This window comes from Rhodoferax sp. LS1R11, assembly GCF_056521395.1.
Map to the genome: position 1 here is coordinate 117689 of NZ_JBWMAW010000004.1, position 26240 is coordinate 143928.

General features: G+C 58.0%; 25 protein-coding genes. 13 read left to right on the forward strand and 12 right to left on the reverse strand.

What is annotated here, in order from left to right:
* The first annotated feature begins 21 nt into the window (after positions 1-21).
* A complete protein-coding gene (locus AC097N_RS07200) occupies positions 22-996 on the forward strand; it encodes an NADPH:quinone oxidoreductase family protein (protein WP_479580216.1) in 975 nt (324 codons plus the stop codon).
* A gap of 34 nt (positions 997-1030) precedes the next feature.
* Here AC097N_RS07200 and AC097N_RS07205 read toward each other — a convergent pair whose 3' ends face one another.
* Together AC097N_RS07205 and AC097N_RS07210 are read right to left on the reverse strand one after the other, a co-directional pair.
* On the reverse strand, positions 1031-1774 hold the full coding sequence (locus tag AC097N_RS07205) for a hypothetical protein (protein WP_479580217.1): 744 nt from the start codon (positions 1772-1774) through the stop codon (positions 1031-1033).
* Between the two features lie 180 nt (positions 1775-1954).
* A complete protein-coding gene (locus AC097N_RS07210) occupies positions 1955-2659 on the reverse strand; it encodes a hypothetical protein (RefSeq protein ID WP_479580218.1) in 705 nt (234 codons plus the stop codon).
* Positions 2660-3225: 566 nt separating this feature from the next.
* On the opposite strand from AC097N_RS07210, the gene prsT reads away from it, so the two are divergent.
* Positions 3226-6051 (forward strand): XrtA/PEP-CTERM system TPR-repeat protein PrsT, encoded by a 2826-nt coding sequence (gene prsT / locus AC097N_RS07215; protein WP_479580219.1) that lies wholly within the window; start codon positions 3226-3228, stop codon positions 6049-6051.
* A gap of 202 nt (positions 6052-6253) precedes the next feature.
* The gene (gene xdp1 / locus AC097N_RS07220) at positions 6254-7102 is read left to right on the forward strand and encodes an exosortase-dependent surface protein XDP1 (RefSeq protein WP_479580220.1); all 849 of its coding nucleotides are present in this window, start codon (positions 6254-6256) and stop codon (positions 7100-7102) included.
* 253 nt (positions 7103-7355) lie between these two features.
* On the opposite strand, the gene AC097N_RS07225 is transcribed toward xdp1, so the two are convergent.
* The 4 genes from AC097N_RS07225 to AC097N_RS07240 all read right to left on the reverse strand — a co-directional run bounded on the left by AC097N_RS07225 (position 7356) and on the right by AC097N_RS07240 (position 11869).
* The gene (locus AC097N_RS07225; RefSeq protein WP_479580221.1) at positions 7356-9473 is read right to left on the reverse strand and encodes a putative bifunctional diguanylate cyclase/phosphodiesterase; all 2118 of its coding nucleotides are present in this window, start codon (positions 9471-9473) and stop codon (positions 7356-7358) included.
* A 234-nt stretch (positions 9474-9707) separates the two neighbouring features.
* Positions 9708-9998, reverse strand: a complete 291-nt coding sequence (locus AC097N_RS07230) for a hypothetical protein (protein ID WP_479580222.1) — start codon at positions 9996-9998, stop codon at positions 9708-9710.
* 244 nt (positions 9999-10242) lie between these two features.
* Positions 10243-10734, reverse strand: a complete 492-nt coding sequence (locus AC097N_RS07235) for a hypothetical protein (protein WP_479580223.1) — start codon at positions 10732-10734, stop codon at positions 10243-10245.
* Positions 10724-11869 (reverse strand): JmjC domain-containing protein, encoded by a 1146-nt coding sequence (locus AC097N_RS07240; protein WP_479580224.1) that lies wholly within the window; start codon positions 11867-11869, stop codon positions 10724-10726. The genes AC097N_RS07235 and AC097N_RS07240 overlap by 11 nt, the downstream gene beginning before the upstream one ends.
* A 61-nt stretch (positions 11870-11930) precedes the next feature.
* Between AC097N_RS07240 and AC097N_RS07245 the strand changes: the two genes are divergently transcribed.
* The gene (locus tag AC097N_RS07245) at positions 11931-12464 is read left to right on the forward strand and encodes an FKBP-type peptidyl-prolyl cis-trans isomerase (protein WP_479580225.1); all 534 of its coding nucleotides are present in this window, start codon (positions 11931-11933) and stop codon (positions 12462-12464) included.
* A gap of 6 nt (positions 12465-12470) precedes the next feature.
* Here the strand turns inward: AC097N_RS07245 and dut are convergent, their stop codons facing one another.
* Positions 12471-12917: a dUTP diphosphatase gene (gene dut / locus AC097N_RS07250; protein WP_479580226.1), complete on the reverse strand. Its 447-nt coding sequence runs from the start codon at positions 12915-12917 to the stop codon at positions 12471-12473.
* A 2-nt stretch (positions 12918-12919) separates the two neighbouring features.
* The gene (gene coaBC / locus AC097N_RS07255; protein WP_479580227.1) at positions 12920-14143 is read right to left on the reverse strand and encodes a bifunctional phosphopantothenoylcysteine decarboxylase/phosphopantothenate--cysteine ligase CoaBC; all 1224 of its coding nucleotides are present in this window, start codon (positions 14141-14143) and stop codon (positions 12920-12922) included.
* Between the two features lie 109 nt (positions 14144-14252).
* On the opposite strand from coaBC, the gene AC097N_RS07260 reads away from it, so the two are divergent.
* From AC097N_RS07260 to AC097N_RS07280, 5 genes are all read left to right on the forward strand, one after another.
* On the forward strand, positions 14253-15920 hold the full coding sequence (locus tag AC097N_RS07260; RefSeq protein ID WP_479580228.1) for a CTP synthase: 1668 nt from the start codon (positions 14253-14255) through the stop codon (positions 15918-15920).
* Positions 15920-16774: a 3-deoxy-8-phosphooctulonate synthase gene (kdsA, locus tag AC097N_RS07265; RefSeq protein ID WP_479580229.1), complete on the forward strand. Its 855-nt coding sequence runs from the start codon at positions 15920-15922 to the stop codon at positions 16772-16774. Before AC097N_RS07260 ends, kdsA begins: the two co-directional genes overlap by 1 nt.
* Positions 16775-16871: 97 nt before the next feature.
* Positions 16872-18155, forward strand: coding sequence for a phosphopyruvate hydratase (gene eno, locus AC097N_RS07270; protein WP_479580230.1), 1284 nt, complete (start codon positions 16872-16874; stop codon positions 18153-18155).
* An 8-nt stretch (positions 18156-18163) separates the two neighbouring features.
* The gene (locus AC097N_RS07275) at positions 18164-18439 is read left to right on the forward strand and encodes a septum formation initiator family protein (protein ID WP_479580231.1); all 276 of its coding nucleotides are present in this window, start codon (positions 18164-18166) and stop codon (positions 18437-18439) included.
* 20 nt (positions 18440-18459) lie between these two features.
* Positions 18460-19110 (forward strand): AAA family ATPase, encoded by a 651-nt coding sequence (locus tag AC097N_RS07280; RefSeq protein ID WP_479580232.1) that lies wholly within the window; start codon positions 18460-18462, stop codon positions 19108-19110.
* On the opposite strand, the gene hslO is transcribed toward AC097N_RS07280, so the two are convergent.
* A complete protein-coding gene (gene hslO, locus AC097N_RS07285; RefSeq protein WP_479580233.1) occupies positions 19090-20079 on the reverse strand; it encodes an Hsp33 family molecular chaperone HslO in 990 nt (329 codons plus the stop codon). The two genes, AC097N_RS07280 and hslO, sit on opposite strands and share 21 nt — an antisense overlap.
* Positions 20080-20123: 44 nt before the next feature.
* Positions 20124-20648, reverse strand: coding sequence for a gamma carbonic anhydrase family protein (locus AC097N_RS07290; protein WP_479580379.1), 525 nt, complete (start codon positions 20646-20648; stop codon positions 20124-20126).
* A gap of 52 nt (positions 20649-20700) precedes the next feature.
* Between AC097N_RS07290 and AC097N_RS07295 the strand changes: the two genes are divergently transcribed.
* The gene (locus AC097N_RS07295; RefSeq protein ID WP_479580234.1) at positions 20701-21498 is read left to right on the forward strand and encodes a ferritin-like domain-containing protein; all 798 of its coding nucleotides are present in this window, start codon (positions 20701-20703) and stop codon (positions 21496-21498) included.
* 73 nt (positions 21499-21571) lie between these two features.
* Positions 21572-22828: an EAL and HDOD domain-containing protein gene (locus tag AC097N_RS07300; protein WP_479580235.1), complete on the forward strand. Its 1257-nt coding sequence runs from the start codon at positions 21572-21574 to the stop codon at positions 22826-22828.
* Between the two features lie 28 nt (positions 22829-22856).
* Here the strand turns inward: AC097N_RS07300 and xerD are convergent, their stop codons facing one another.
* Together xerD and AC097N_RS07310 are read right to left on the reverse strand one after the other, a co-directional pair.
* The gene (gene xerD / locus AC097N_RS07305) at positions 22857-23756 is read right to left on the reverse strand and encodes a site-specific tyrosine recombinase XerD (protein WP_479580380.1); all 900 of its coding nucleotides are present in this window, start codon (positions 23754-23756) and stop codon (positions 22857-22859) included.
* Between the two features lie 11 nt (positions 23757-23767).
* Positions 23768-24730, reverse strand: a complete 963-nt coding sequence (locus tag AC097N_RS07310; RefSeq protein WP_479580236.1) for a tripartite tricarboxylate transporter substrate binding protein BugE — start codon at positions 24728-24730, stop codon at positions 23768-23770.
* Positions 24731-24867: 137 nt separating this feature from the next.
* On the opposite strand from AC097N_RS07310, the gene AC097N_RS07315 reads away from it, so the two are divergent.
* Positions 24868-25779 carry an AEC family transporter gene (locus tag AC097N_RS07315; protein WP_479580237.1) on the forward strand — a complete coding sequence of 304 codons (912 nt, stop codon included), beginning with the start codon at positions 24868-24870 and terminating at the stop codon, positions 25777-25779.
* A gap of 35 nt (positions 25780-25814) precedes the next feature.
* Entirely contained in the window at positions 25815-26219 is a 405-nt protein-coding gene (gloA2, locus tag AC097N_RS07320; RefSeq protein ID WP_479580238.1) for an SMU1112c/YaeR family gloxylase I-like metalloprotein, read from the forward strand.
* Positions 26220-26240 lie beyond the last annotated feature (21 nt).

Genomic DNA, 26240 nt, shown 5'->3' on the forward strand with positions numbered 1-26240 from the left:
ACTTCTTTGGAGACCCTTCCTATGCATGCCTGGCTTTGTGAAAACCCTGTGGGCGTCGACGCCCTGACTTGGAAAGAAATCCCCACCCCAACGCCCAAAGCGGGCGAGGTGCTGATTGAAATCAAAGCCGCCAGCCTGAACTTTCCGGACCTGTTGATCGTTCAGAACAAATACCAGATGAAACCACCGCTGCCCTTCGTGCCAGGCTCCGAGTACGCAGGCGTGATTCAGGCCGTGGGCGAAGGCGTCACCCACCTGAAAATTGGGCAACACGTGGCTTGCCTGTCGGGCACCGGCGGCTTTGGCACCCACACCCTGGCCCCCGCTGCCCTGTGCATGCCACTGCCACCCGGTTTTCCATTCGTGGATGCGGCGGCCTTCATCATGATTTATGCCACCTCCCACCACGCGCTGGTGGATCGGGCCCAACTGAAAGCAGGCGAAACCGTGCTGGTGCTGGGCGCAGCGGGCGGTGTGGGCACGGCCGCCATCCAGATTGCCAAGGCCATGGGCGCCCGCGTTATCGCAGCAGCATCAACCGATGAAAAATGCGCGCTATGCACCTCGATTGGGGCTGATGCCACTATTAACTACACCAAAGAGAACTTGCGCGACGCCGTGAAAGCACTGACCGACGGCAAAGGCCCCGATGTCATTTACGACCCGGTCGGTGGCGACTTTGCCGAACCCGCCTTCCGCTCGATTGCGTGGCGCGGCCGTTATCTGGTGGTGGGGTTTGCCTCCGGCTCCATCCCCGCCCTGCCCTTCAATTTGGCACTGCTCAAGGGCGCCTCCATCGTGGGCGTATTCTGGGGCGACTTTGCCAGGCGCGAACCCAAGGCCAACGCGGCCATGATGATGGAGTTGGCCCAGTGGTACGGCCAGGGCAAGATCAAGCCCGTGATTGACAGCACCATGCCCATGGCGGACCTCAAAGCGGCTTACGCCCACATGGGCTCACGCGGGGTCAAGGGCAAGTTGGTCATGGTGAACTGACCCGTTGTTTCGGCCAGGCGCCCCCCTCATGGCCTTAGTGACGCCCGGTAAAAGCCTGCATGTGAAAGGCGGCGTGTTCAGGCCGGTACGTGTGTTCACGACCGACCGGACAGGCGCGCCGTGACAGGCAACCTGCCGTCATGCAATCTTCGCCGGCAGCCGTGTGAAGGTGAGCCGCGCAGGTGTCCAGCAGGTAGCCGGTTCCCGTGAAGGCCTGTACCGGACAGGCGCTCAAACAGGGTTGGCCCACACAGGTCAGGCACAGGTCAGCGCTGACAGCGCCCTGCAGTGGTGATGCTTCAGGCACGTCACCCGGCACCACGGCGGGCAAAGCGAGTGCAAAGCGGTAGGCGTGCCAGACACCAAACTCAGGGTGAATGCGCATCATCAGCGGACTGACCTGCAGCGGTTCTGCACGCGTTGCCCACTGCTGAAAGGGGTAGTACGGCGGCCCCTCAAACGGAAACAGCGCGAGACCACCCCACTTTTGCGCCAGTTCTGAGCCCATGACGCAACTCCACCGGTCCAGAGGATCGGGCAAACCGTCCTGGTAGAAAGATGACGCCTTGAAGGCGGGCCAAAACTCCGACCCTACCACGCCCACCATCCACACCACCGCTGCAGAGCGGCCGCCAGGCAAACGCGGCAACGCGTCGCTTCCGGTCGGCATCCACCCGCCCCGCACACGCAGACCATGGGCAGTCAGGCTCGCTTCGAGCAGGGCACGGGTTGGCGCAGCGGGATGCATGGGCTCAGGCAAGGGTGTATGAATTCTCATGTGCGTTGACCGTCCGGTGGGCTAAAGGCCCATCGTATTTTGGCATCATGTCCCATCAGAGGGTGATGCGCATCGCAGAAAAATATATAGAAAAACAGCCTGTAGCCCACGTCCCATGTGCGGTATCAGCTATCAATTAAATAGCAAACTGCACCGCAACAAGACCTGTTCAGGCAAACGTCAGGGCAGGTGCGCCACCAGATCCCGGGCCGATTCCTGAACGATGCTCTTCATCGACACGTATTCCTCCGCCAGCGACTCATGCGACACGGTTGACTCCTGCGCGCCCTCCCAGGCCACCGAGCCATCACGGCTGTCCCATATCTGAAGGAACAGCCGGATCGTGCTGGTCTTGGTCTCCAGCACGCGCAGCCCCAGCAGGCCAAACCGGGCCTTGGATTCCTGCCGGAACGCGCCGAGTTTGAGTTGCGCCAGATACCGTGTGTTGGTGACTTTGGCCACCTTCTGCAGTGTTTCAAGATCAAAGATGCCGGCCAGCCGGTAGTCCTCAAACATCTGCCTGTATTCGCGCGTCAGCCCCTGACGATTGATCGCGCCCAAGGTTTGCGGCAACGGCACGATGTGCAGGTCCGGCCGGGAGTTGACCAGTACCTCGGTAAAGGCCAGCGCCAGCGCCTGTTTGTCTTCTTCCTGTCCCGTCACCGACGACGGCGTGATGAAGGCCACCCCGCCGGTACGAAAGTCCTCCGGCTGCAGGCTAATGGCCAACACCTGCGTGGTGGGTGCGGTTTGCTGGGTTTTGGACTGCAGCTTCTGGCTGGCGCAGGCAGTGGAGAGAATTGCCATCACCGCAGTGGCCAAAACAATCACCAGACGCGACCTGACGGACGATGAAATGTTGCGCATTGGATGGTTAGCGCTCATGTTGCGCTCCTTTCACCGAATAGGTAAAAACATGGCTGCACAGTCACCCGACTTGCTATCAGCGCATTGTTTTGTATTTCGGGATGAAGGTATGTGCGGTGGCGAACCAAATAATCTTTACCGATTGCTATCCGAGGCATTGAGGCATCAGTCTTCGCCAATCTCCGTATCTCGCCGGCCAGCGTTGGAGGCCTTGGCCACCGTATTGATGGCAGTAGCGTCGCGCTCTATCAGGACGCAATTTGGTAACAAAATTCATGCCGACCGCTCGCTTGCCTGTACAGATGCGCCAAGCCGTGCGTTACGATGCGATTGAAGTTGATACTAACAATCGACTCGTCGAGAATCCTTTCGATTCGCTTGTTGTAGCAGGTGCCACTCACGACGGCCATCCTGCGTAGGCTCAAAATAGCACTCAGTTGAATGTTCAAGTCGGCGCGACGTCGTGCTTTGCCAAAACTGGCGGGTATCCACCAATTGCTGCTTCCCCTTGGCGAGAATTTGATCGTACCTACATCAGCTAATATTCAAAATACTTTACATTGCGACGCCCACAGAGCATTGATATGACCTCAACCCGCATTTTTCGCCGTGCCAAGTACTTGTGGAGCCCAATGATGCTGGGGGCTTTGCTGTTAGGCGCAGATTTCTCGGCACAGGCGGCTGACATCAAGGCATCCAAGTATTACGAAGACGCCTTGGTCCGATACGAGAAAAAAGACATCTCAGGGGCCATCATCCAGCTAAAAAACGCACTGCAAATCGACAAAAATATGCTGCCTGTGCAAGTTTTGTTGGGTAAGGCACTGCTTCGAAACGGTGAAGTCGTCGCCGCTGAAGTGGCACTCAATGAAGCCCTGCGAATTGGCGTTAGTCGCGCAGAGGTAGTAATTCCCCTGGGGCAGGCCTACCTCGCACAAGGCAAGCAAAAACAGATGCTTGAGCAGGAACAATTCAACCCCGCTGGTTTGCCCTCAAACCTACAAGTTCAGGTTTTCCTCCTGCGCGCCAGCGCCAACACAGACTTGGGCAATCTCAGCGCGGCTCTGAAAGCCATCGAAGAGGCGCGCGCCGTTGACCCCAAGTCGCTCGACAGTTGGTTAGCCGAAGTGCCTGTTCGTATTCGCACACGTAAGCTTCACGAAGCCACAGAGGCGGCCGAACGAGCCATTGTTCTGGCGCCAGAGTCTGCCGAGGCTTGGTACCAAAAGGGATCGGTGCTTCATGTCTCAGGAAACATACGCTTAGCCCTTTCCGCCTACGACCGAGCGCTGAATTTAGATACCGAACACATTGAAGCGCGCATCGCCAGGGCGGGCCTGTATGTTGACCTGGGCCAGCAGTCCAATGCTGCCCGCGACGTGACAGAGATTCAACGACTGTCGCCGCGTGAACCTCGCGCGGCCTACCTCAAAGCGCTTTTGGCAGAGCGCGACAACAAGCCTGAAGTGGCCCATGCGGCACTAAAGGCAGTGGTTGAACTCATTGACCCCGTGCCAATGGATTTCATACGTTACCGCCCCCTACTATTAATGCTCAACGGCCTGGCGCACTTTGGGTTGAATGAGCGCGAAAAGGCCAAACAATACCTGGAGGCATTTCAAAAGGCACAAGCCAACACGCCAGCATCCAAGCTACTCGCCCAAATTTACCTGGGTGAATCTAACTTTGATCGTGCCATTGAGGTGTTGGAACCCTATCTAAAGTCGCAAGCCGCCGATGGACAAGCCATGAGCCTGCTGGGTTCGGCGCTCATGGCCAAGGGGCAGCATGTGCGAGCTGCTTCTTTGATGCAGCAGGCCCTCAAAACGAATGATGCCCCTGAATTTCGCTCCGTTCTGGGCTTGAGCCTTTTGCGTAGCGGGCAAACTTTGAATGCAGTCAAAGAGTTCGAAGCATCGCTGAAAGCAGACCCACGCCAAACCCAGGCCACCGCTGCGCTCATAGCCCTTTACTTGCAAGGGGGTCTTGCCTCCAAGGCGGTTGTGTTGGGTGAAAGTCTCGTCAAACAACAACCTAACAATGCCGAATTTTTCAACTTGCTGGGCATGGCCAAAGGCCAAGCAGGCAACTTGACCGGGGCCAAAATCGCCTTTGAGCAAGCCATCAAGCTAAACAATGCCTTCACACAGCCCAAGCTGAATATTGCCCGACTTGAAATTGCAGGCAAAGCGTATGACGCAGCGGCCCTGCGACTGGGCGAGATTCTCAAATCAGACGCAAACAATACCGAAGCCATGTTCGAAATGGCCACTTTGGCAGACCGCAAAGGGCAAATTGCCGAAACCCAACGATGGTTGGAAAAAGCCAACGACCTTTCTGGCCCAAAAGAAATACGCTGGGGGCTAGCCCTGACGGACTTCCATTTGCGCAACGGCCAACCGGGCCCAGCGCTGGAAGCAGTCAAAAAAGTGTCGGCCAAAGTACCTGAAGACCTGTTTGTGTTGATGGCCTATGCCAAATCTCAGATCGCCAGCGGCGACTTGCCTGGAGCTAGAAGCAAGCTCACCAGCGCAACCAAAGTGGCTGACTACAACCCCCTGCTGCAAGTGCAAATCGCGGCGTTACAGATGGCAGCAGGCAACCTGCCTGGCTCGACCTACAGCCTGGAAAAGGCCTTGTCGAGTCAGCCCGACTTTTTGCCTGCACTGGTTTTGATGACCGATGTGGAGCTGCGCCATGGCGAACCCGCCAAAGCCGAAAAACGTGCCCGCCAAATCATAGAACAGAACCCAAAACGCGCCATTGGTCATAGCTTGATGGGCGACGTCGCAAAGGCACGTGGGCAGGCTCCAGCGGCACTGGAGAACTACCGCCGCGCTCATCTGACAGAACCAACGTCGGAAACAATGCTTCGGCTCTTCCGAGAGTTAACGCGCCAGGACAGCGGGAAACCTGCGCAACAACTGGCTGGTCAATGGCTCAAAGTGCACCCCAAAGACATTGGCGTGCAAAAAGCATTGGCTGACAGCTACGCTAGCGCTGGCAACTTTGCTGTCGCACGCATGCTGTACGAGAGTTTGCTAAAACAGGCCCCAGACGACGGAGAGGCCCTCAACAATTTGGCCAATGTCCTGCTGCGCCTCAAGGACCCCGGTGCCATCAAAGCGGCTGAACAAGCCGTGGCCCAAGCTCCAAATGACCCCAACACCATCGATACCCTGGGTTGGGCTTTGTTTCAAGGAGGCCAAACTGATCGTGGTCTGCAACTGCTACGTGATGCCCGCCTGCGAGAACCTGGTAGTCCCGAAATCCGTTACCACCTCGCGGCGATATTGGCAGGCACCGGCAGAAAGACTGAAGCACGCGAAGAGCTTGAGTTTGCTCTGAAAACCAATCGAGCTTTTGAAAGTAAAGTTGACGCAGCCGCGTTACTCAACACACTGAAATAGCAGCAGTGTCAAAGCCATCCAGTGCACGACAATAACTTGTCGGATTTTTTTACAAGTTGCTTCAATTTGTTACTCAACTAAATTGCAAGTCCTTGATAACTCAAAGGAAAGATTCACTGGCATGAATTTCGCATGTTTCACTAAAATTGTTACGAGTTGTTAGCTGTGACATGAAAAAGTCACCATTTCAAGGAAAGAGACTATGAAAACCGTTGTATCCAAATACTTTGCTACTGCTTTGGTCGCTTTTGGTTTTGTAGGCCCGTGGGCCTCAGTATTTGCGGCTTCCACATGGTCACTTGGCAGCTGCACGACAGGAACGGCTCCATCAGGGCAGCTTGGCTCCACCAATGCGGCAGGAGGGTCTGGGTGTGTGAGCGGAACAAATCTTGGAACGGGAACGAGCGCGAATTCCGTTCACGCATACGCATATGCAGCGGACAACGCGACGACCACTACTTTTTCGGCTGCAACCCTGAACCAGTATGGCGCGTCTGCTGGGTTGGCAGTTGCCTACAGTGACGAAGTTAAAGCTGCTCCAGAACATGCAATGGACAACAACCTCAAAACCGAGTTGATCGCCTTTAAATTTGACACGGAAGTCATTTTGAGTCAGATCAAATTCGGCTATGTATCCGGAGACGGAGATTTTTCATTGTTGGCTTGGAAAGGTTCTACGGCCCCGACCACTACTGACATCACAGGCAAGAGCGCTTTGACGCTGAAATCTGCAAGTTCAACCTCTGGATGGCAATTGGTTGGCAACTACGCCAATACACCTGGCGCCACAACGGACATTGACCGTGATGTGACAGTCAATAGTGGCGGCATGGGCTCCAGTTGGTGGATTGTGAGTGCGTGGAATGCAAGTTACGGTGGCACGAATGGAACTGGCCTTGGTGATACGACTCCGGACTACATGAAAGTAATGTCTATCGCCAGTAAAGATGCGGGGTCGACAAAGGTACCGGAACCGGGCTCGCTGGTTCTGGTGGGCGCAGGCCTTATTGGCCTGATCGGTTCGCGCCTTCGCCAGAAAAAAACAGTCTGATTAGGTCGCCTGCCTTCTTAAAAAGCGCTTCCAGCAGATGCTTTTATGACGCTCACCGCAACTCGCAAACCGAACGATCCACGATTTTTTTAGAGATACCTCGGGGCGTTCGACCAAGTGTTTTTATATCGACTTGGAGTATTCAAGCGACATGGTTAGGCAACAGGATTCAATAGCCCGCTGCTCGAAGGTGTCATGCCCCAGAGCTAGTTAACGCGTGGACCACTAACTACGTAGCAACCTGACTCCAAAATCAGCCCGATGTCCCCGACTCGCGCAGCAGGTCTTCAAGTTCAGACGGCGTCAGCGGATGGGCAAATAAATAACCCTGGCCAAAATCGCAGCCAGCCTGGATCAACAAGTCGCGCTGTTCGGCGGTCTCCACCCCCTCGGCCACCACCTTCATGCCCAGTTCGTGCGCCATGTGAATCATGGAGCGGCACAGCGCCATGTTTTTCGAGGTCGCCTGCAAATCGCAGACAAAAGACTGGTCAATCTTGATGAAGTCAATGCTGTACAACTGCAAATAGGCCAGTGATGAGTAGCCGGTTCCAAAGTCGTCAATCGACACCTGTATGCCGGTTTTTTGCAGGGTCAGCAGTTGCTGCTGGACCTGCTCGGACGCATCAAGCAGCAGACCCTCTGTGATTTCCACTCCAATGGCATCACCTTCCAGCCCAAGGGTTTTAAGGTGCTCGGCCCAGTGCTGCGGCGACCGCTTGGCGTTGCGAAATTGCAGCGGCGACGTATTGACGGCCACCTGTAGATGACGCGGGAGCGTCTGGCGCCAATCGACGACCTGCTGCGCCACCTGCCTGAAAACCCAATCACCAATCTCTGAAATCAGACCACTTGACTCGGCCAGAGGAATAAATTCGCCGGGTTCGATCAGCCCACGTTCGGGGTGTCGCCAGCGCAGCAAGGCTTCGACCTTGTCGACGCGCCCTGTGGCGAGTTCCACAATCGGTTGGTAGAGCACAAAAAACTGCTTCAACAGCAGCGCCTGGTGCAAGTCATTGGTCGTACGCAGGCGGGTCTGGGACTGCACCTCAAACTCCGGTGTAAAGAAGCTCACACCGTTGCGCCCGCGTGCCTTGGCGACATACATGGCCTGATCAGCTTGTTTGAACAGGTCATCCAGCAATTCACACTGCGACGTGGCCAGGGTGATGCCAATGCTGCCCGAAATGAAAATGTTTTCATGCCCAAGCACAAAGGGCTGGGCCAGTGCCTTGAGCATTTTCTGGGCGATGTCACCGGCATCGGCAGCGCTCTCCAGGTCGGTCAGGATGACGGCAAACTCGTCACCACCCAGTCGGGCGACGGTGTCAGTCCCCCGCAAATGACTGCCAATACGGCTGGCCGCCTCCACCAGCAAATCGTTGACCTCCTTGAAGTGGTCCAGGTCAATCATCAGCAGGCCCAGCAGCGCGCCTGTGCGGTGCTGGTTCTTGAGCGCCTGCAACCAGCGGTCGCGCAGCAAGCGGCGGTTGGGCAAGCCGGTCAGGGAATCAAAGTTGGCCTGTTGCCAAATGAGGGTTTCGGTTTTCTTCTGCTCCGTGATGTCGCGTGAAATGCCGTAAGTGCCAATCAATTCACCCCGGGAGTTGAGCAGGGGCATCTTGTTGGACACATTCCAGGCCTGTGTGCCATCGGCCCAGGTCTCGTGGTGCACCTGGTTGAGCACCGGCAAACCCGTGCGCATGATCTCGCACTCTTCTGCAGCGGTCTGGGCCGCATGCTCAGCCGAATAAAAATCCGCGTCTGACTTGCCGATGGCCTGTGCCGGGTCCGACAGGTTGTAGCGCCGGGACAGGCTGGGGTTGATCCGTATAAAACAGCTCTGCTTGTCTTTAAAGAAAATCTGGTCAGGCACGCCGTCCATCATGGCATGCATCAACTCACGCTCATAAGCGGCGGCCTGGTTGGCTTCCTGAAACGCAGTGACATCGCGCCAATGAATCACCAGCCCGGTCTTATTGCCCTGAACCACGTGGTGATAGGCATGGCGCTCGAACCAGCGCCCGTCCTTCAGTTCAAAAACTTGCCGCTGGACCGACAATTGCTCGCTCATGTCCAGACCGAAAGGCCACGCATGGTCGGGCGAGTCGGCAAGTTGCTGGTGCAGGTGTGCCATGCGTGCGTCCCCCGTCATGCCTTCCATGTGCTCGCGCTCAAAACCCCAGAGGTCAAGATAGCGTTGGTTGAACAGCACCAGCCGGTTGCAGGCATCCGTGACAGCAATCCCATCGGGATTGCACTCAATGACACCGGGCAGCAAATGCCTGGCTTGAACCGACAGGCGCTGCATCGCGCTGCTGCGATGGCGCTTTCTCAGGGTTCCGGACAAGGCCGGTGCAGGAGCGCTCATGGGCTTGCCCGCAGCGCTCTTTCTGGAAGCAATGAACTTGCGCAGGCTCAAAAAATTATCTCCCGCCGACGTTAGCCTCCCAAAGGCTATTCACTCTTTTTTGTATTTTTGGGGTATCCCTGTCAAGCGCACAGTTTGACAGATTGTGAAACCGGTCCAAAGTCAGGCCGACGCCCATAAAAAAAGCCACCTTACGGTGGCTTTTTTTATCAACAAAGTTGATTCAGCGTGAGCTTACTTCTTGACAGCGGCGTCAGCAGCGGCTTTGGCAGCGTCAGCAGCGGCATCAGCAGCACTCTTGACGGCGTCAACAGCAGCGCCAGTGGCAGCGGAAGCAGCAGCAGTGGCCGCAGCAGCAGCATCGGTAGCAACAGAAGCGGCGCCAGTCGCAGCAGCGGCTTCAACAACGGCAGAAGCGGCAGCAGCAGGAGCTTCGACAACAGCAGGAGCTGCTTCTTCTTTTTTACCGCAAGCAGCGAGGGCAGCGGCAGCAATAACAGCGGCCAAAACGAGTGATTTGTTCATTTGAAAATACCTAGTGAGTTAACGAAACAATTTCCGGAAATTGTCATTGCAATATGAACTGCAAGGACCAAGTAAAAACGGCTCGAGCATTTCTACCTAGCCTTAAATTATATTGCATAAGCACAGCCATACAGGCGCTGCGAGGGCTACAGAGACCAGGTAGTTGACTTCACGCAACACTTTTTTCCGTTAACAAATACTCATATTGAGGATTTGTCAATTCGGATATACGCACCCTGCCTATTTACAGACCCAGCGTTGTGACGGGAAAACCGGCGGCACTGTCCCTGATCTTCTCCTCCAGTATTTCCCTGAGTTGTATGGCACGTTCCCGGTCTGCGCCGCAAATGCCGACGCTACGAAGCGGATCCAGCCGATGCATAAACCAGGATCGGCTCCAGATCGCACTGGGAAAATCAAGGGGTGTGGCGGGGCGACAGACCCGGCACTCAATGATGTGCCCCCACGTTTTTCGCCAGGCCACAAAGCGCGCATGCTTGCGGATCACTTCGTCATAACGGGTGGCCAGCAGCGTCACATGCCGCCCGGACCTGGACCAGGCCTGCAGGGACTCCACCACAGCGCGTTCATGCAAAGGCCAATCTTCAAACGTGGCGTCGCTCAAAATCAACTCCGGCCAACCTTCGCTGGCAGCGCAGGCCAGCGCATCGCGCACCATTTGCTGAAATGCATCACGGCCGGCAAACCGGCCTCTGGCCAGCGCCTCAGAGTCCATGCAGCCACCCTGCTTCGCTCCAGGTTTGCAGCAAGGCCCGGGCCTCGACGCTGGTGCGATCCACCTCTTGCGGACTGAGACAGCGCTCGTCACACAAGCGGCGCATCAACGTCGCATCGCGCCCGCCAGCCCTGAAGCTTTCGCCGTTGATGAAAATATGTTTGGCATCAAACATCATCTTGGAACGGCGATCCAGGCGGATCGCACCGTCGGCCAGCCCTTGCCCATGGGCAGCACCGGCGTCCGCAGGTTCAAACCAGACATTCGCCTTGGGCTCTGTCAGATACTCACCCAACGCGCGGCCCAAGACCTCCGGGTCTTGCAGCGCATCCTGCAAGGCGTCCCGCGCGAACTCAACCATCTGGGCAGGAATTTCTCCGGGCTGGGACACTGCCGCCTGCTGAGGATCCCGGTAAAGGGAAACGCCCACCGCGTCTTCTGCATCTTCCGCCAGACGCTGCAGAAGTTCACGGGCCAACTCCCCCCGGTTGGGAGACCTGAACCCGATGGAGTAAGTCATACATTCCCCCATGGCCACGCCGTCGTGTGCGTAACGGGGCGGCAGGTACAACATGTCGCCGGGCTCCAGGACAAACTCCTCCTCCGGCACAAAATTGGCCAGCACCTTCAGGGGCACATCGGGCTGCAGACTCAGGTCTTTTTGGCGACCAATTTGCCAGCGCCGCTTGCCATGCGCCTGCAACAAAAAGACGTCGTAGCTGTCGAAATGGGGTCCCACACCGCCGCCGTCGCTGGCGTAGCTGATCATCAGATCGTCAAGCCGGCCATCCGGCACAAACCGAAACTGGTTCATCAAGGCATGAACAGCGTCATGGTGCAAGTCAACGCCTTGCAACAAAAGCGTCCACCCGGGTCGCTTCAAGGCCGGCAAGGCTCGCCGCTCAAAGGGCCCCTGCTTGAACCGCCAGGCGGGCGACTTCCCGGGCTCCTGGACCACCATGCGGGCCTGAACATTTTCGTTTGCCGCCAGGTCAAACAATTCACCCCGGTCCAGCAAAGGGCTGAAGCCCGGAATAGCCTGGCGCACCAACAGCGGCTTTTTCTGCCAATGCCGCTTCATGAATAATTGAGGCGTCAAACCGCCCAGCAACTGCAGTGGCATATCGATATTCATTGGTTTCTCCTGCCACGCGGGTGGCAATAATGTTGACTCTTCAAACTGCGACAATTCTCCTATGGAAATTACAAAACAATGCGTGGTCGCACTGACCTGGACGCTGAAAGACACCTTGGGCGAGGAATTGGACGTGCTGGACGCGCCCGTCGAGTTTCTGGTGGGCGGCGACGATCTCTTTGACGTGATTGAGAATGCACTGCACGGGCATGAGGTCGGTGCAGAACTTGAACTTCAAATCGAACCTGAACAGGGTTTTGGCGACTTCAATGACCAGCTGGTTTTTTTGGAACGCCGCGAACTGTTCCCGCCAGAACTTGAAGAAGGCATGACGATTGAAGGCATTGCCTTGCCAGCGGGCTGCCATCCCGAGGCCCCCAAAGACGTCATCTTCACGGTCACCGAGCTCTACCCTGAACACGTGGTGCTGGACGGCAATCATCCGCTGGCGGGTATTGCCCTGCGTCTGAGTCTGACGGTAGAGGCCGTCCGTGAAGCCACCGAAGAAGAAATCGGCCGCGGCTCAGCCGGCACCGGCTTCTTCAAGATTCAACCCGTGCACGCCAGTGCACCGGGCAACGACACCCTGCACTGACACAAATCAGGACTTGCCGGTCGAGCCGTAGCCCCCCTCCCCGCGCTCGCTGGCGGGGAACTCCGTCACCACATTGAACTGGGCCTGTACCACAGGCACGATCACGAGCTGCGCAATGCGCTCCATCGGTTCAATGGTGAAAGCGACGTCACTGCGATTCCAGGCGCTCACCATGAGTTGCCCCTGGTAATCACTGTCAATCAAACCCACCAGATTGCCCAACACAATCCCGTGCTTGTGGCCCAGTCCTGAACGCGGCAGGATCATGGCGGCAAAACTGGTGTCCTTCAGGTAGATGGCAATGCCGGTGGGAACCAGTTGCCAGGCATTCGGTTGCAGGGTGAGCGACTCACTCAGGCAAGCCCGCAAATCGAGTCCAGCACTGCCAGGAGTGGCGTACGCAGGGAGCTGCTCGGTCATCCGTGCATCGATGATCTTGACATCTATTTTCATCATTATTGGCCTCTGGCCCTCATTCTTATTACGATCTCTGCTATTAATTTGCGAGCAAGCGCGAGCTTGGAATCACGCGCCAGGTCTTTGGTACCGAATTCATCCACCAGGAGCAGTGCGTTGTCGTCCTGACCAAAAGTGGCAGGGCCGATGTTACCCACCAGCAGAGGCACGCCTTTTCTAAGGCGCTTGGCCTGCGCATGCGCCAACAAGTCATGGCTTTCGGCAGCAAAGCCGACGCAATAAAGCGCCCCCGAGCGGCCACGCGGCGACTGGGCCAAGGTGGCCAGAATGTCCGGGTTTTCCACAAAGGTCATGGCGGGCACCTCACCGGAGCCATCTTTCTTGATTTTTTGATCCGCCGCACTGGCTGGACGCCAATCAGCCACCGCTGCAGTTGCTACAAAAATGATAGCTGCCTGCGCTTGTTCCACGGTCGCATCAAGCATATTCTTTGCTGATTTGACGTCGATACGACGCACCCCGCGCGGTGTTGGCAGATGCACCGGCCCCGCGACCAGCGTCACCTCGGCGCCCGCCTCCCGCGCCGCCCGGGCAATGGCAAAACCCATTTTCCCGCTGGACAAATTCGTGATGCCCCGCACCGGATCAATCGCCTCGTAAGTGGGCCCGGCCGTGACCAGCACGTGCGCCCCCACCAGCGTCTTGGGCTGGAAGAAAGCCACCAACTCCTCCAGAAGCTCCTGCGGCTCCAGCATGCGGCCGTCGCCAGTTTCCCCGCAGGCCTGATCGCCCTGGCCCACGTCAAACACCGTGGCGCCGTCGGCCGCCAACTGCGCCACATTGCGCCGTGTCGCCGGGTGGGCCCACATTTCGCGGTTCATGGCAGGCGCAACCAGCAAGGGCACCTTGTCCAAGGGGCGCGCCAGACACATCAGGCTTAACAAATCATCGGCCCGTCCATGCAGCAGTTTGGCCATGAAGTCAGCGCTGCAAGGCGCGATCAAGATCGCATCCGCCTCGCGGCTCAGGTTGATGTGCGGCATGTTGTTGGGCTCGCGCGCGTCCCACTGGGAGCCATAAACCGTGCGGTTGCTCAGCGCCTGCATGGTCACCGGCGTGATGAAATGTTCGGCCGCCTCGGTCATGACGACCTGCACAGTCGCCCCTTCCTTGATGAGGGCGCGGCACAACTCAGCCGACTTGTAACAGGCAATACCACCGGTCAGCCCCAGAACAATGTGTTTTCCAGCAAGGTCATTCATGGGCCGCAATGTAGCAGAGCCTGGGCCATGGGCCGACCCGGCAAGGTCTCAAGTGGAGGCACGTATAATCGCTTTTTACCACCTCCCCGAGCGTGCAGCTCCCTCTGACATGACCAAATTTGTCTTCGTCACCGGCGGTGTGGTGTCTTCCCTTGGCAAGGGAATCGCCTCAGCCTCCTTAGCAGCGATTCTGGAATCGCGAGGCCTCAAAGTCACTCTGATCAAGCTTGACCCCTACCTCAACGTCGATCCCGGCACGATGTCACCTTTTCAACATGGTGAAGTTTTCGTCACCGAAGATGGCGCCGAAACCGATCTCGACCTTGGCCACTATGAACGCTTCGTGGAAACACGCATGCGCAAGGCCAACAACTTCACCACCGGCCAAATCTACAAGAGCGTGCTCGAAAAAGAACGCCGTGGCGACTACCTCGGTAAAACCGTGCAGGTCATTCCGCACGTCACCAACGAGATTCAGGATTTTGTCAAACGCGGCGCCCGCGTAGGCACGCCCGAGGCGGTCGATGTCGCGATTGTTGAAATTGGCGGCACCGTAGGCGACATCGAGTCCCTGCCATTTCTGGAAGCCGTGCGACAAATGAGTCTGAAGTTGGGACCCAACAACAGCGCCTTTGTGCACTTGAGCTATGTGCCCTGGATCGCTGCTGCTGGCGAACTCAAAACCAAGCCCACCCAGCACACGGCCAAACAGCTGCGGGAAATCGGCATTCAGGCCGACGCCCTGATCTGCCGCGCAGACCGGCCCATCCCCGAAGAAGAGCGCCAGAAAATCTCCCTGTTCTCCAATGTGCCCGACTGGGGTGTGATCTCCATGTGGGACGTGGACACCATTTACAAAGTGCCACGCATGCTGCACGAGCAAGGGCTGGATGGCCTCATTTGCGACAAGCTGCGCCTGAACACGCCTCCGGCCAACTTAAAACGCTGGGACGACCTGGTCTACGAGATTGAGCACCCCCAGGGCGAAGTCAACATCGCCATGGTTGGCAAGTATGTCGACCTGAGCGACAGCTACAAGTCGCTCAATGAAGCCCTACGCCACGCCGGCATGAAAAACCATGTGCGGGTCAAGATCGATTACATCGATTCCGAGCTGATCACGCCCGACAGCGTCAACCAGCTCGCCAAATTTGATGCCATTCTGGTACCTGGCGGTTTCGGCATTCGCGGCGTCGAAGGCAAGATCTGCGCCGCACGGTTTGCCCGCGAGAACAAGGTCCCTTACCTCGGCATCTGCCTGGGCATGCAAGTGGCGACGATTGAATTTGCCCGGCACGTTGCGGGGCTGACCGGCGCCAACAGCACGGAATTCGAGCCCAACAGCCCCAACCCCGTGATCGCACTCATTACCGAGTGGAAAGACGAAGACGGCTCCATCAAGGTGCGGGATGAAAATTCTGACCTGGGCGGCACCATGCGCCTGGGCGCACAAAGCTCTGATGTGGCCAAGGGCACACTGGCACACAAAATCTATGGCGATGTGGTGACTGAACGACACCGCCACCGCTACGAAGCCAATGTGAATTTTCTGGACACCCTGCGCAAGTCCGGCCTGGTGATCTCAGCCCTGACCCAGCGTGAGCAACTCACTGAAATCGTCGAACTCCCGCAAAATGTTCACCCCTGGTATGTGGGCGTGCAGTTTCACCCTGAGTTCAATTCAACCCCGTGGGATGGCCACCCCCTGTTCAATGCATTTGTCAAAGCGGCGCTGGACCATCAAGCCGCTGGCAAGAACCTGAAAGTGGCTGCCTGATGAAACTTTGCGGATTCGACATTGGCTTGCAACACCGCATCTTCCTGATCGCAGGTCCCTGCGTCATTGAGTCTGAACAGTTGCAGATGGACACCGCGGGCACGCTCAAGGAAATCACCACGTCATTGGGCATTCCATTCATTTTCAAGAGCAGTTTTGACAAGGCCAACCGGTCCAGCGGCGGCACGTTTCGTGGCCCCGGCATGGAAAAAGGTCTGGAAATTTTGGCCAAGGTCAAACGTGAACTGAATGTGCCCGTGCTGACCGACATCCACTCGGAAGACCAGATCGTCCAGGTAGCGTCAGTCGTGGACGTGTTACAGACCCCTGCCTTCCTGTGTCGCCAGACCGACTTCATTCGCGCCGTGGCGCAGTCGGGTTTGCCGGTCAACATCAAAAAAGGGCAGTTCCTGGCACCGGGCGACATGAAAAATGTCATCGACAAGGCCCGCGCTGCAGCCCGTGAAAAAGGACTGAATGAAGACAACTTCATGGCCTGCGAACGTGGCGCCAGTTTTGGCTACAACAACCTCGTGTCAGACATGCGTTCACTGGCCATCATGCGTGACACGGGTGCCCCGGTGGTGTTCGATGCCACCCACTCGGTGCAGTTACCGGGTGGTCAGGGCACCAGCAGTGGTGGTCAGCGCGAGATGGTGCCAGTGCTGGCCCGTGCTGCCGTGGCGGTTGGCGTGGCAGGTCTGTTCATGGAAACCCACCCCGACCCATCCAAAGCGCTGAGCGATGGCCCCAATGCCGTGCCCCTCCACCACATGAGAGCTTTGCTTGAAACTTTGGTAGCACTCGATTACGTAACCAAAAAAACTCCTCTCCTGGAGAATAATTTCACCTAAAAGGGGGCAACATCGCCGGGGTCGCGCCAATCCTTGAGTTTGTCGTTGGCATCAGATTTTGTTGTGGTTGATATTTAATTTATCTTGAAAGAAATCAATGAGTGCAATTGTTGACATCGTAGGTCGCGAAATTCTTGACTCCCGTGGCAATCCCACGGTCGAATGCGACGTGCTCCTGGAATCCGGCACCATGGGCCGTGCCGCCGTGCCCTCAGGCGCCTCCACCGGCAGCCGTGAAGCCATTGAATTGCGTGACGGCGACAAGAGCCGCTACCTGGGCAAAGGCGTACTCAAGGCCGTCGAACACATCAACACCGAAATCTCAGAAGCGGTGCTTGGACTCGATGCGTCCGAACAGGCCTTCCTGGACAAGACCCTGATTGACCTGGACGGCACTGAAAACAAGTCCCGCCTGGGCGCCAATGCCATGCTGGCTGTCTCAATGGCGGTGGCACGCGCCGCCGCGGAAGAGTCCGGCCTTCCGCTGTACCGCTACTTTGGTGGCATGGGATCGATGCAGATGCCTGTGCCCATGATGAACGTGGTCAACGGCGGTGCACATGCCAACAACAACCTGGATCTGCAGGAACTCATGATCATTCCGGTCGGTGCACCGAGTTTTCGTGAAGCCGTTCGTTATGGCGCCGAAGTGTTCCATGCCCTCAAGAAAATCCTGCACGACAAGGGCATGAGCGTGGCGGTGGGTGACGAAGGTGGTTTTGCCCCGAACGTGGCCAGCCACGAAGCAGCCATCCAGCTAATTTTGGAGGCGATCGACAAAGCAGGCTTCGTGGCCGGCGAGCAGATCGCCCTGGGTCTGGATTGCGCAGCCAGCGAGTTCTATAAGGACGGCAAATACCGTCTGGACGGCGAAGGCCTGGTTTTGAGCTCGGAAGAGTGGATCAACGTCATGGCCACCTGGGTTGACAAGTACCCCATCATCAGCATCGAAGACGGCATGGCTGAAAACGACTGGGACGGCTGGAAGCTGCTGACCGAACGTCTGGGCAAGAAAGTTCAAATTGTGGGTGACGACCTGTTCGTCACCAACACCAAAATCTTGAAAGAAGGCATCGACAAGGGCATCGCCAATTCGATCTTGATCAAGATCAACCAGATCGGCACCTTGACCGAGACCTTCGCGGCCATCGAAATGGCCAAGCGTGCAGGTTACACGGCAGTTATCAGCCACCGCTCGGGCGAAACCGAAGACTCCACCATTGCGGACATCGCTGTAGGCACCAATGCCGGTCAGATCAAGACCGGATCATTGAGCCGTTCAGACCGCATGGCCAAGTACAACCAGCTCTTGCGCATCGAAGAGGACTTGGGTGACATCGCCACCTACCCTGGTCGCGCTGCTTTCTATAACCTGCGCTGAATGGATTGATGGGCAATCGCGTTGTCCCGGCTGCTTTGATTGCACTGCTCGTGATTCTTCACGCGCAGTTGTGGTTCGGCCGTGGCAGCGTGCCCAATGTGTCGCGCATGATGGAACAGCTGGCTGATCAACACCAGAAGAACCAGCAGGCGCAACTCGCCAATGAGCAATTGGCAGCCGAGGTAAGAGACCTCAAAGAAGGCCTCGAAATGGTCGAAGAGAAGGCTCGCATGGAGTTGGGCATGGTCAGGTCCAACGAAATCTACGTGCAAATTGCCAAATAGCACCTCCCCCATCGGTTCCGATGAAGATTGCCATTCTGGGCGCTGAGAGCACCGGCAAAACCCAGCTCGCTCGCGACCTGGCAGACGCCTTGTATCAGCAGAACAAGACGGTCGTTGAAGTCCCGGAGGTACTGCGCGAATGGTGTGGGCACAACGGCCGCACACCGCGGCCCCATGAGCAAAGCGCCATTGCCATGGAGCAGGCCCGACGCGTTGAATCGGCCAGCCCAAGCGACTTTCTGATTGTCGATACCACCGCACTGATGACGGCCATCTACAGCGACCTGCTGTTTGGTGACCTCTCCCTGTATGCATTCGCCCTGGAACACCACCAACACTATGACCTCACCCTGGTGATGGGTCTGGACTTGCCGTGGGTGGCAGACGGCATTCAACGCGATGGCCCCCAGGCCCGTGAACCCGTCGATGCCCGATTGCGCCAGGTACTGGCGGACAAGGCCTTGAATTACACGGTGGTCTATGGCTCAGGGGCGGAGCGCACCCAGTGTGCGATGCAGGCCATTGCCCACGGCGAAGGGATGGCCACATCGCGCTCCCGCAAACGTCCCTCCCGCTGGAAATGGTCTTGCGAGAAATGCAGCGACGCGGAATGTGAACACAGGGTGTTCACGGACCGACTCCGAATGGATTTACTGAACGGACCCGGTTGAAGGCGGCAATTCCCCTGCAGTCCGAAAGATCAGGGCGGCATCCACCGGATCAAATCGGTACTGCTCCCCACAAAACTCACATCCGACTTCAATGTCGCCGCGCTCGGCAATGATGCTTTCGGCCTCCTCCGCACCCAGACCCAGAATCATCCGGCTAACCCGCTCACGACTGCAGGTGCAAGAGAAACGCGGAGCGGTCTCGTCGGCTGTCGGCTCAAAGCGCACGATTTTCTCCTCCCAGAACAGGCGCCTGAGAATGGTCTCGACATCCAGCGTCAAAAGCTCTTCACGTTTTAAAGTGGAGGCCAGGAGGGAGATACGGTTGTAGTGCTCATTGATGCCAATCTCATCTTCATTGGCCTGACTCACCAGGCTGCCAGCTAAGTTGCCAGCGCCTTCCAGCGGCAAGCGCTGGATCAACAAGCCAGCGGCCACGTTGTCATTAGCCGCCAGCACCAGGGTGGTGTCCAGCTGTTCGCTTTGCAACATGTAATGTTCCAGCACGTCACTGAGTTTTTCCAGCTTCTCGCGCTTGTCGCCAAACAGGGGCACAACCCCTTGGTACGGCTGCTGCCCGGGGAAGCGGTCTTTGGGGTCCAGCGTGATGGCGCATTTGCCGTCGTTATTGACGTTCACCATCGAACTCAGGCTGGCATCCGGCGCCACCTCGCCCACCACCGTGGCGGTGGCCCGCAAACCAAAATCAGGCTGCACTTCGGCAACAGCCAGTTTGACAGGCCCATCCCCAAAGACCTGAAGAATCAGCGAGCCGTTGAACTTGATGTTCGACTGCATCAAGGTGGCCGCAGCCATCATTTCGCCGAGCATGTTTTGCACCGGCGGGGCATAGGCGCCAGCGGCACTGCCGGACGCCCGGCGGCGCAGGATTTCGGTCCAGGCATCGGTCAGGCGCACCACCACGCCGCGTACCGGCAAGCCCTCAAACAAAAACTTGTGAATTTCAGACACTAACTTTTTCCATTCAAATTCGGGATCTCAAGCACGGAGAGTCCTCACGCAATTTTTTTCAAACCAACACGAAAACGACGGGCATTCGCCACGTAATGCAAGGCACTTTGCCGCAAGCCTTCCAATTGCTCCGGCGTGAGCTGGCGCACCACCTTGGCGGGGCTGCCCAGAATCATGGAGCCATCCGGAAATTCCTTGCCCTCGGTGACCAAAGAACCCGCCCCCACCAGGCAACCCTTGCCAATTTTGGCCCCATTGAGCACGATGGCGCCAATCCCAATCAAAGACCCGTCGCCCACCGTACAGCCATGCAGCATGACCTGATGGCCCACCGTCACGTCGTCACCCAGCGTCAGCGGCATGCCCACATCCGCATGCAGCACGCTGGCATCCTGGATGTTGGTACGACGCCCGATGCGAATGGTCTCCGTATCGCCCCGGACCACCGCGCCAAACCAGACGCTGGCGTCCTCGGCCAGTTCAACTCGGCCCATCACCTGCGCGCTGTCGGCCACCCAGGCCGAGTCGGCGATTTCCGGGGCAGCGCCATCGAGTTCATAAATTGCCATGTCAAGTCCGATCATTCAATATGCCTAGAATTGTAAGGATGGAAGCTCAAGCATGACGATGTCGACACAAAACCCAACCCGCAGGCAGGCTCAAGACCTGCTTTTGATCGAGTCTCCGCAAGAAAAGGCGACGGCTGTTCGTCGGTTGGACACCGACGCGTTGGGCATCGACGCGTCAGAAATCATCGCCGGGCGGGAGGGCATTCCTGGCCGCCCGGCGCGCCCCGTCCTGGTTCATCCGTCCCAACTGAAGACACGCGCCCCCGGCACGCCGGAAGGACGGGCGTCCCTGATTCATGCGCTGGCCCACATTGAAGCCAACGCCGTCAACCTGGCGCTTGACCTGCTGTGGCGCTTTGACGGCATGCCCGAGCGCTTCTACCTTGACTGGCTGCAAGTCGCCCGGGAAGAAGCCTTGCATTTTCAGCTGCTGGACCAGCACCTGAACGACATGGGCTTCACGTATGGTGATTTCCCCGCACATGACGGCCTGTGGGAAATGGCCGAAAAGACCCAGGATGACTTGCTGGCACGGCTCGCATTGGTGCCCCGCACACTGGAGGCCCGGGGGCTGGACGCCACACCGGCCATCAAAAACAAACTCATCTCCGTCGGGGACCGCCAGGGTGCGGACATACTGGACATCATCCTGCGCGATGAAATCGGGCATGTGGCCATCGGCAACCATTGGTATCGCCACCTTTGTACCTTGAGAGGTCTGGACCATGTCAGCACCTATGCCACCCTGTCAAAAATGTATGGCGCCAAGGCCCTCAAAGGCCCTTTCAATATGGCGGCCCGCCGGGCGGCAGGGTTCGATGAAGTTGAACTGGCGCTGCTCAGCGCCTGACTTAAGCGCCCTGCCGCACAGACCTCCCCGTGATTGCTCCGTAAAATGAATCGATTCAATTTCATGGTGCCTGATGTCCAACTTACCTGAAACTGAAAACTCGCCGAACCTGCTGGCACGAGATTCTGCGGCCATTGCGCGCCAAGCCATCCTGGAAGCCGACAACTCGGTATTTGGTTACGAGTTGTTTGATCGCTCGCTCGCCTCGGATCTGCACACGGCCGCCAGTGATGCGGCATTGCTGTTCAACGTGCTGTCCCACGCCGACGCCGAAGTGCTGGCCGACCGAAAAACGCTGTTCATCAATTGCACCCATCAAACGCTGGCCGGCGGACACCTGGAACTCATCCAGCCTGGCCGGGTGGTGCTGGAAATTCCACCACTGGCCGCGCCCACCGAAGAAGACATCGAGGCGCTCCTGCAGACGCTGACCGAAATTGCCAAGCGGGGCTTCCGGCTGGCTTTTGACCACCACGTTTTGAGCGAACCCTATGCCAGCTGGTTGCCCTTGGCCGCCTTTATCAAATTGGACCTGTTGCGGCTCACGCCCGAGGCGTTCAAGTCCAGCGTTGAACTGGCGAAAAAAAAATCTCCTGCCCGGCTGATTGCCGAAAAGGTCGAGACCGCGGCCCATCACGACATGGCGGCCAGCCTGGGTGTGAAGCTGTTCCAGGGTTACTGGTTTGCCATGCCGGTACTCGTGACCGGCCAAACCATTCGCCCGGCGCAAGCGGCCATCATTCAGTTGATCAACCTGGTGCGCAAGCAGGCCAGCACGTTTGAGATTGAAGAAGTTCTCAAACGGAACCCGACCCTCTCATTCAACCTGCTGCGTTTCATCAATTCATCGGGGTTCGGGCTGAGTTGCGAGATCACGTCCTTTCGGCATGCGGTGATGATTCTTGGCCTGAAAAAGCTGTTTCGCTGGGCGGCTTTGCTGATGACCTCGTCCCGTGCCGGAGGCGCCTCGCCGGCCGTGGGCAACATGGCCGTGGTGCGCGGGCGCTTGATGGAATTGCTGGCCGCCGAGTTGCTGTCGCCCGAAGAATGTGACAACGCGTTTGTGGTCGGGGTATTTTCTTTGCTGGACACCATGCTGGGCGTCCCCCTGGAAAAAGCGCTGGAGTCCATCTCCTTGCCCGAAACCGTCACGAATGCCCTGTTGCACAACACCGGCGTGCTGGCCCCTTTTCTCACCCTGACCAAAGCCTGTGAATCAGCAGACGACGAAGTTTTTGGCAAAACGGCCAATGCCCTGCAGCTGACCAATCAACAGGTGAACTGGGCGCATCTGCAGGCGCTGGCCTGGGCCGAATCACTGGCGGACTGAAGCACGGCCGGGCCGGGCCACAGGCCATTTACCCACGCGGGTGATGCTGGGCATGCAAGGTCTTCAACCGTTCACGCGCCACATGGGTGTAAATCGTGGTGGTTGAAATGTCGGCATGCCCGAGCAGCATCTGCACCGCACGCAAATCGGCCCCGTGGTTCAACAAGTGCGTGGCAAACGCGTGGCGCAAGGTGTGCGGAGACAAGGGCACGGTGATGCCAGCGCCCAGTGCATGTTTTTTGACAATCATCCAGAACATCACCCGGCTCATGGCCGAGCCCGCCTTGACCCCGCGATGGGTCACAAACAGGTCTTCGGTCTGCTTGCCCTCCAGCAGGCTGGTGCGGACGCCTGCCAGGTAACGCTTGATCCAGACACTGGCCACCTCGCCAAACGGCACCAGACGCTCCTTGTTGCCTTTGCCAAAGACGCGCAGCACGTTGTCGGACAGGCTCACGTTGAACACCTTCAATGTCACCAACTCGCTCACGCGCAGGCCACTGGCATACATCAGCTCCAGCATGGTGCGGTCGCGCACGCCCAGGTTGGTACCGGTATCGGGCGCCCAGAGCAGGGCCTCCACCTGCGCTTCGGTCAGGGTCTTGGGTACGCGCAAGGCCTGTTTGGCCGCCTGCAGCTTCAGGGTCGGGTCGATTGAGATGAGACGCTCGCGCAGCGCCCAGCGGAAATAACGTTTGAACACCGTCAACCGGCGGTTTGCCGTGGTGGCTTTGGTCACGCTGTGTTGGGCGGCAAAGTAAGCGTTCAGGTCGGTTTCCGACGTGTCGGTCAACACCCGCTCGCGCGCCTGGAGCCAGGTGACATACAGAGTCAAATCGCGCCGGTAGGCCGAGAGCGTGTTTTTTGACAAGCCCTCCTCCAGCCAGAGGGCGTCGGTGAACGCATCAATGGACGCGTCACCGTGCATCACGGCGGGCTTCACTCCAGCTTGAGTTTGGCCGAGTCCACCACTTTTTTATACACCTCGTACTCGGCGTTCATCTGCGCCGCGAATTGCTCGGGCGTATTGGCCACAATGATGGAGCCGGTTTCTTCAATCCGCTTGCGCACAGCAGGATCTTCCAGCGCTTTGCGCACACCGGCATTGATCTTGTCCACGATGTCCTTGGGCATGCCTTTGGGGCCGTAAATGCCGTAATAAGCCATGCGGTTCACCGGCTCCAGCCCGACCTCCTTGAAGGTGGGCACATTGGGCAGTTGCGACATGCGCTGGGAGGCCGCCACCACGATGGGAACCAGACGGCCGGACTGGATGAAGGGAAATGAGGACGGCATGTTGTCAAACGTCATCGACACCTGCCCGGCCACGGTGTCGTTGAGCGCCGGACCGGCGCCCCGGTACGGAATGTGGGTGACAAACGTGCCGCTCAGGTTCTTGTACAACTCCATCTGCAAATGCCCGATACCGCCCGTGCCAGAGGAGGAATACGAGTACTTGCCAGGGTTCTTTTTGAGCTCGGCAATAAAGCCTTTGTAGTCCTTGGCCGGAAAACTGGGGTGCACGGCAATCACATTGGGCGTGGCCGCAATGTTGATGATGGCTGTGAAATCGGTCAGCGGGTTGTACGGAATGCGCGGGTTGATGGCCGGGTTGGCCGCCGTGGTGGACACCGTGGCCATGCCGAGCGAATAACCGTCCGGTGCGGCCTTGGCGGTTTCGTTGGCGCCAATCACGCCACCCCCACCGGCCTTGTTCTCGACGATCACCGGTTGACCGAGCGCCTTGCCCAGTGCATCCGAGACGGTGCGGGCGATGATGTCGGTGGTGCCACCCGGTGCAAACGGCACTTGCAATTTGATGACCTTGTTCGGGTAACCCTGCGCCAGGGCAGAGCCCGCAACAGCAAAAAGACTCAACGCGATAAGACTTCGACGGTGCATGGTGGAGTAGCTCCTGAGGTGCCGAATGGCATGAACGATCAGGCCCGATATTACCCGTCCGGCAGACGCGCCTTTCTACGGGAAACACGTAGGGGCAAACCCGGGAAACCGGCTGGTTTCGCTGGTATTCTCAAAACGTGAATTACGCCCAACTCCTCTTCCCCGACTTCTCCCTGATCTTGTGCGGCTACCTGGTCTGCCGCTACACCGCCCTCAACCGTACCGTGTGGGAGCAGGTGGAAACCCTGGTCTATTACTTTTTGTTCCCCGTCCTGCTGTTTCATTCGATTGTGAAAAGCCCGCTGGACCTGGGTGCAGCGTCCAGCCTGATTGGCGCGGGCTGGGCTTTGGGGCTCATCGGCATCGCACTGGCCTATTCGCTGCCGCACTGGCCCTGGCTGAGTCAACACATTCCCAAGCGGGACCATGCGGCCAGTGCGCAGGTGGGTTTCCGGTTCAATTCCTTCATTGGTCTGGCGATTGCCGACCGCCTTGCCGGGCCGCAAGGCCTGTTGCTGATTGCGGTGCTGATTGGCGTGTGCGTGCCGCTCTTCAATGTGGGCGCCATCTGGCCGATGGCGCGCCATGCGCAACGCGGGCTGCTGGGCGAGCTGGTGCGCAACCCTTTGATCATTGGCACGGCGTCGGGTCTGCTCGCCAACGTTCTGGGTTTTTCCATGCCGGTCTGGCTGGAACCCACGGTGACCCGCATTGGCGCCGCTGCGCTGGCGCTGGGCCTGATGGCGGCGGGTGCCGGCATGCAGTTGGGCGCGCTGAGCCGGGCCAAAACACTGGCCGTGGCGATTTTGAGCATCCGCCATTTTTTACTGCCGCTGGTGGCGCTGGGGCTGGCAAAGCTGTTTCACCTCAACCCGGTGCAGACCACCATGCTGCTGGCGTTTTCGGCCCTGCCCACGGCGTCGAGCTGCTATGTGCTGGCCGCCCGCATGGGCTATGACGGGGCCTATGTGGCGGGACTGGTCACACTGTCCACGCTGCTAGGCATGGTGAGCTTGCCGTTTGCGCTGGGCGTGCTGCGCTACCTCTAGCCAAAGCCCATGACGCCTTTTGGGGGACCCTGACCATGCACATCACCCGCCTTCACCACGCCGCCATCATCTGCTCGGACTACGAGCGCTCCAAGCTGTTCTACACCCAGGTGCTGGGCTTGCGCATCGTCGCGGAAACCTACCGGGCGGCGCGTCAGTCCTACAAGCTCGATCTGGCCATGGCCGACGGCACGCAGATTGAACTGTTTTCCTTCCCCAACCCGCCGCCGCGCCCGTCTTACCCCGAGGCCTGTGGGCTGCGCCACCTGGCGTTTGCCGTGGCGGACCTGAACGCCAGCGTGGCGCATCTGCATTCAAAGGGCGTGCTGGTCGAACCGGTGCGGGTGGACGAGTTCACCGGCCAGCGCTTTACCTTCTTTGCCGACCCGGACGGCTTGCCGCTGGAGTTGTACGAGACCTCTGCCACGCATCCCACTTAAGCTTCAGATGCTATCAATTAA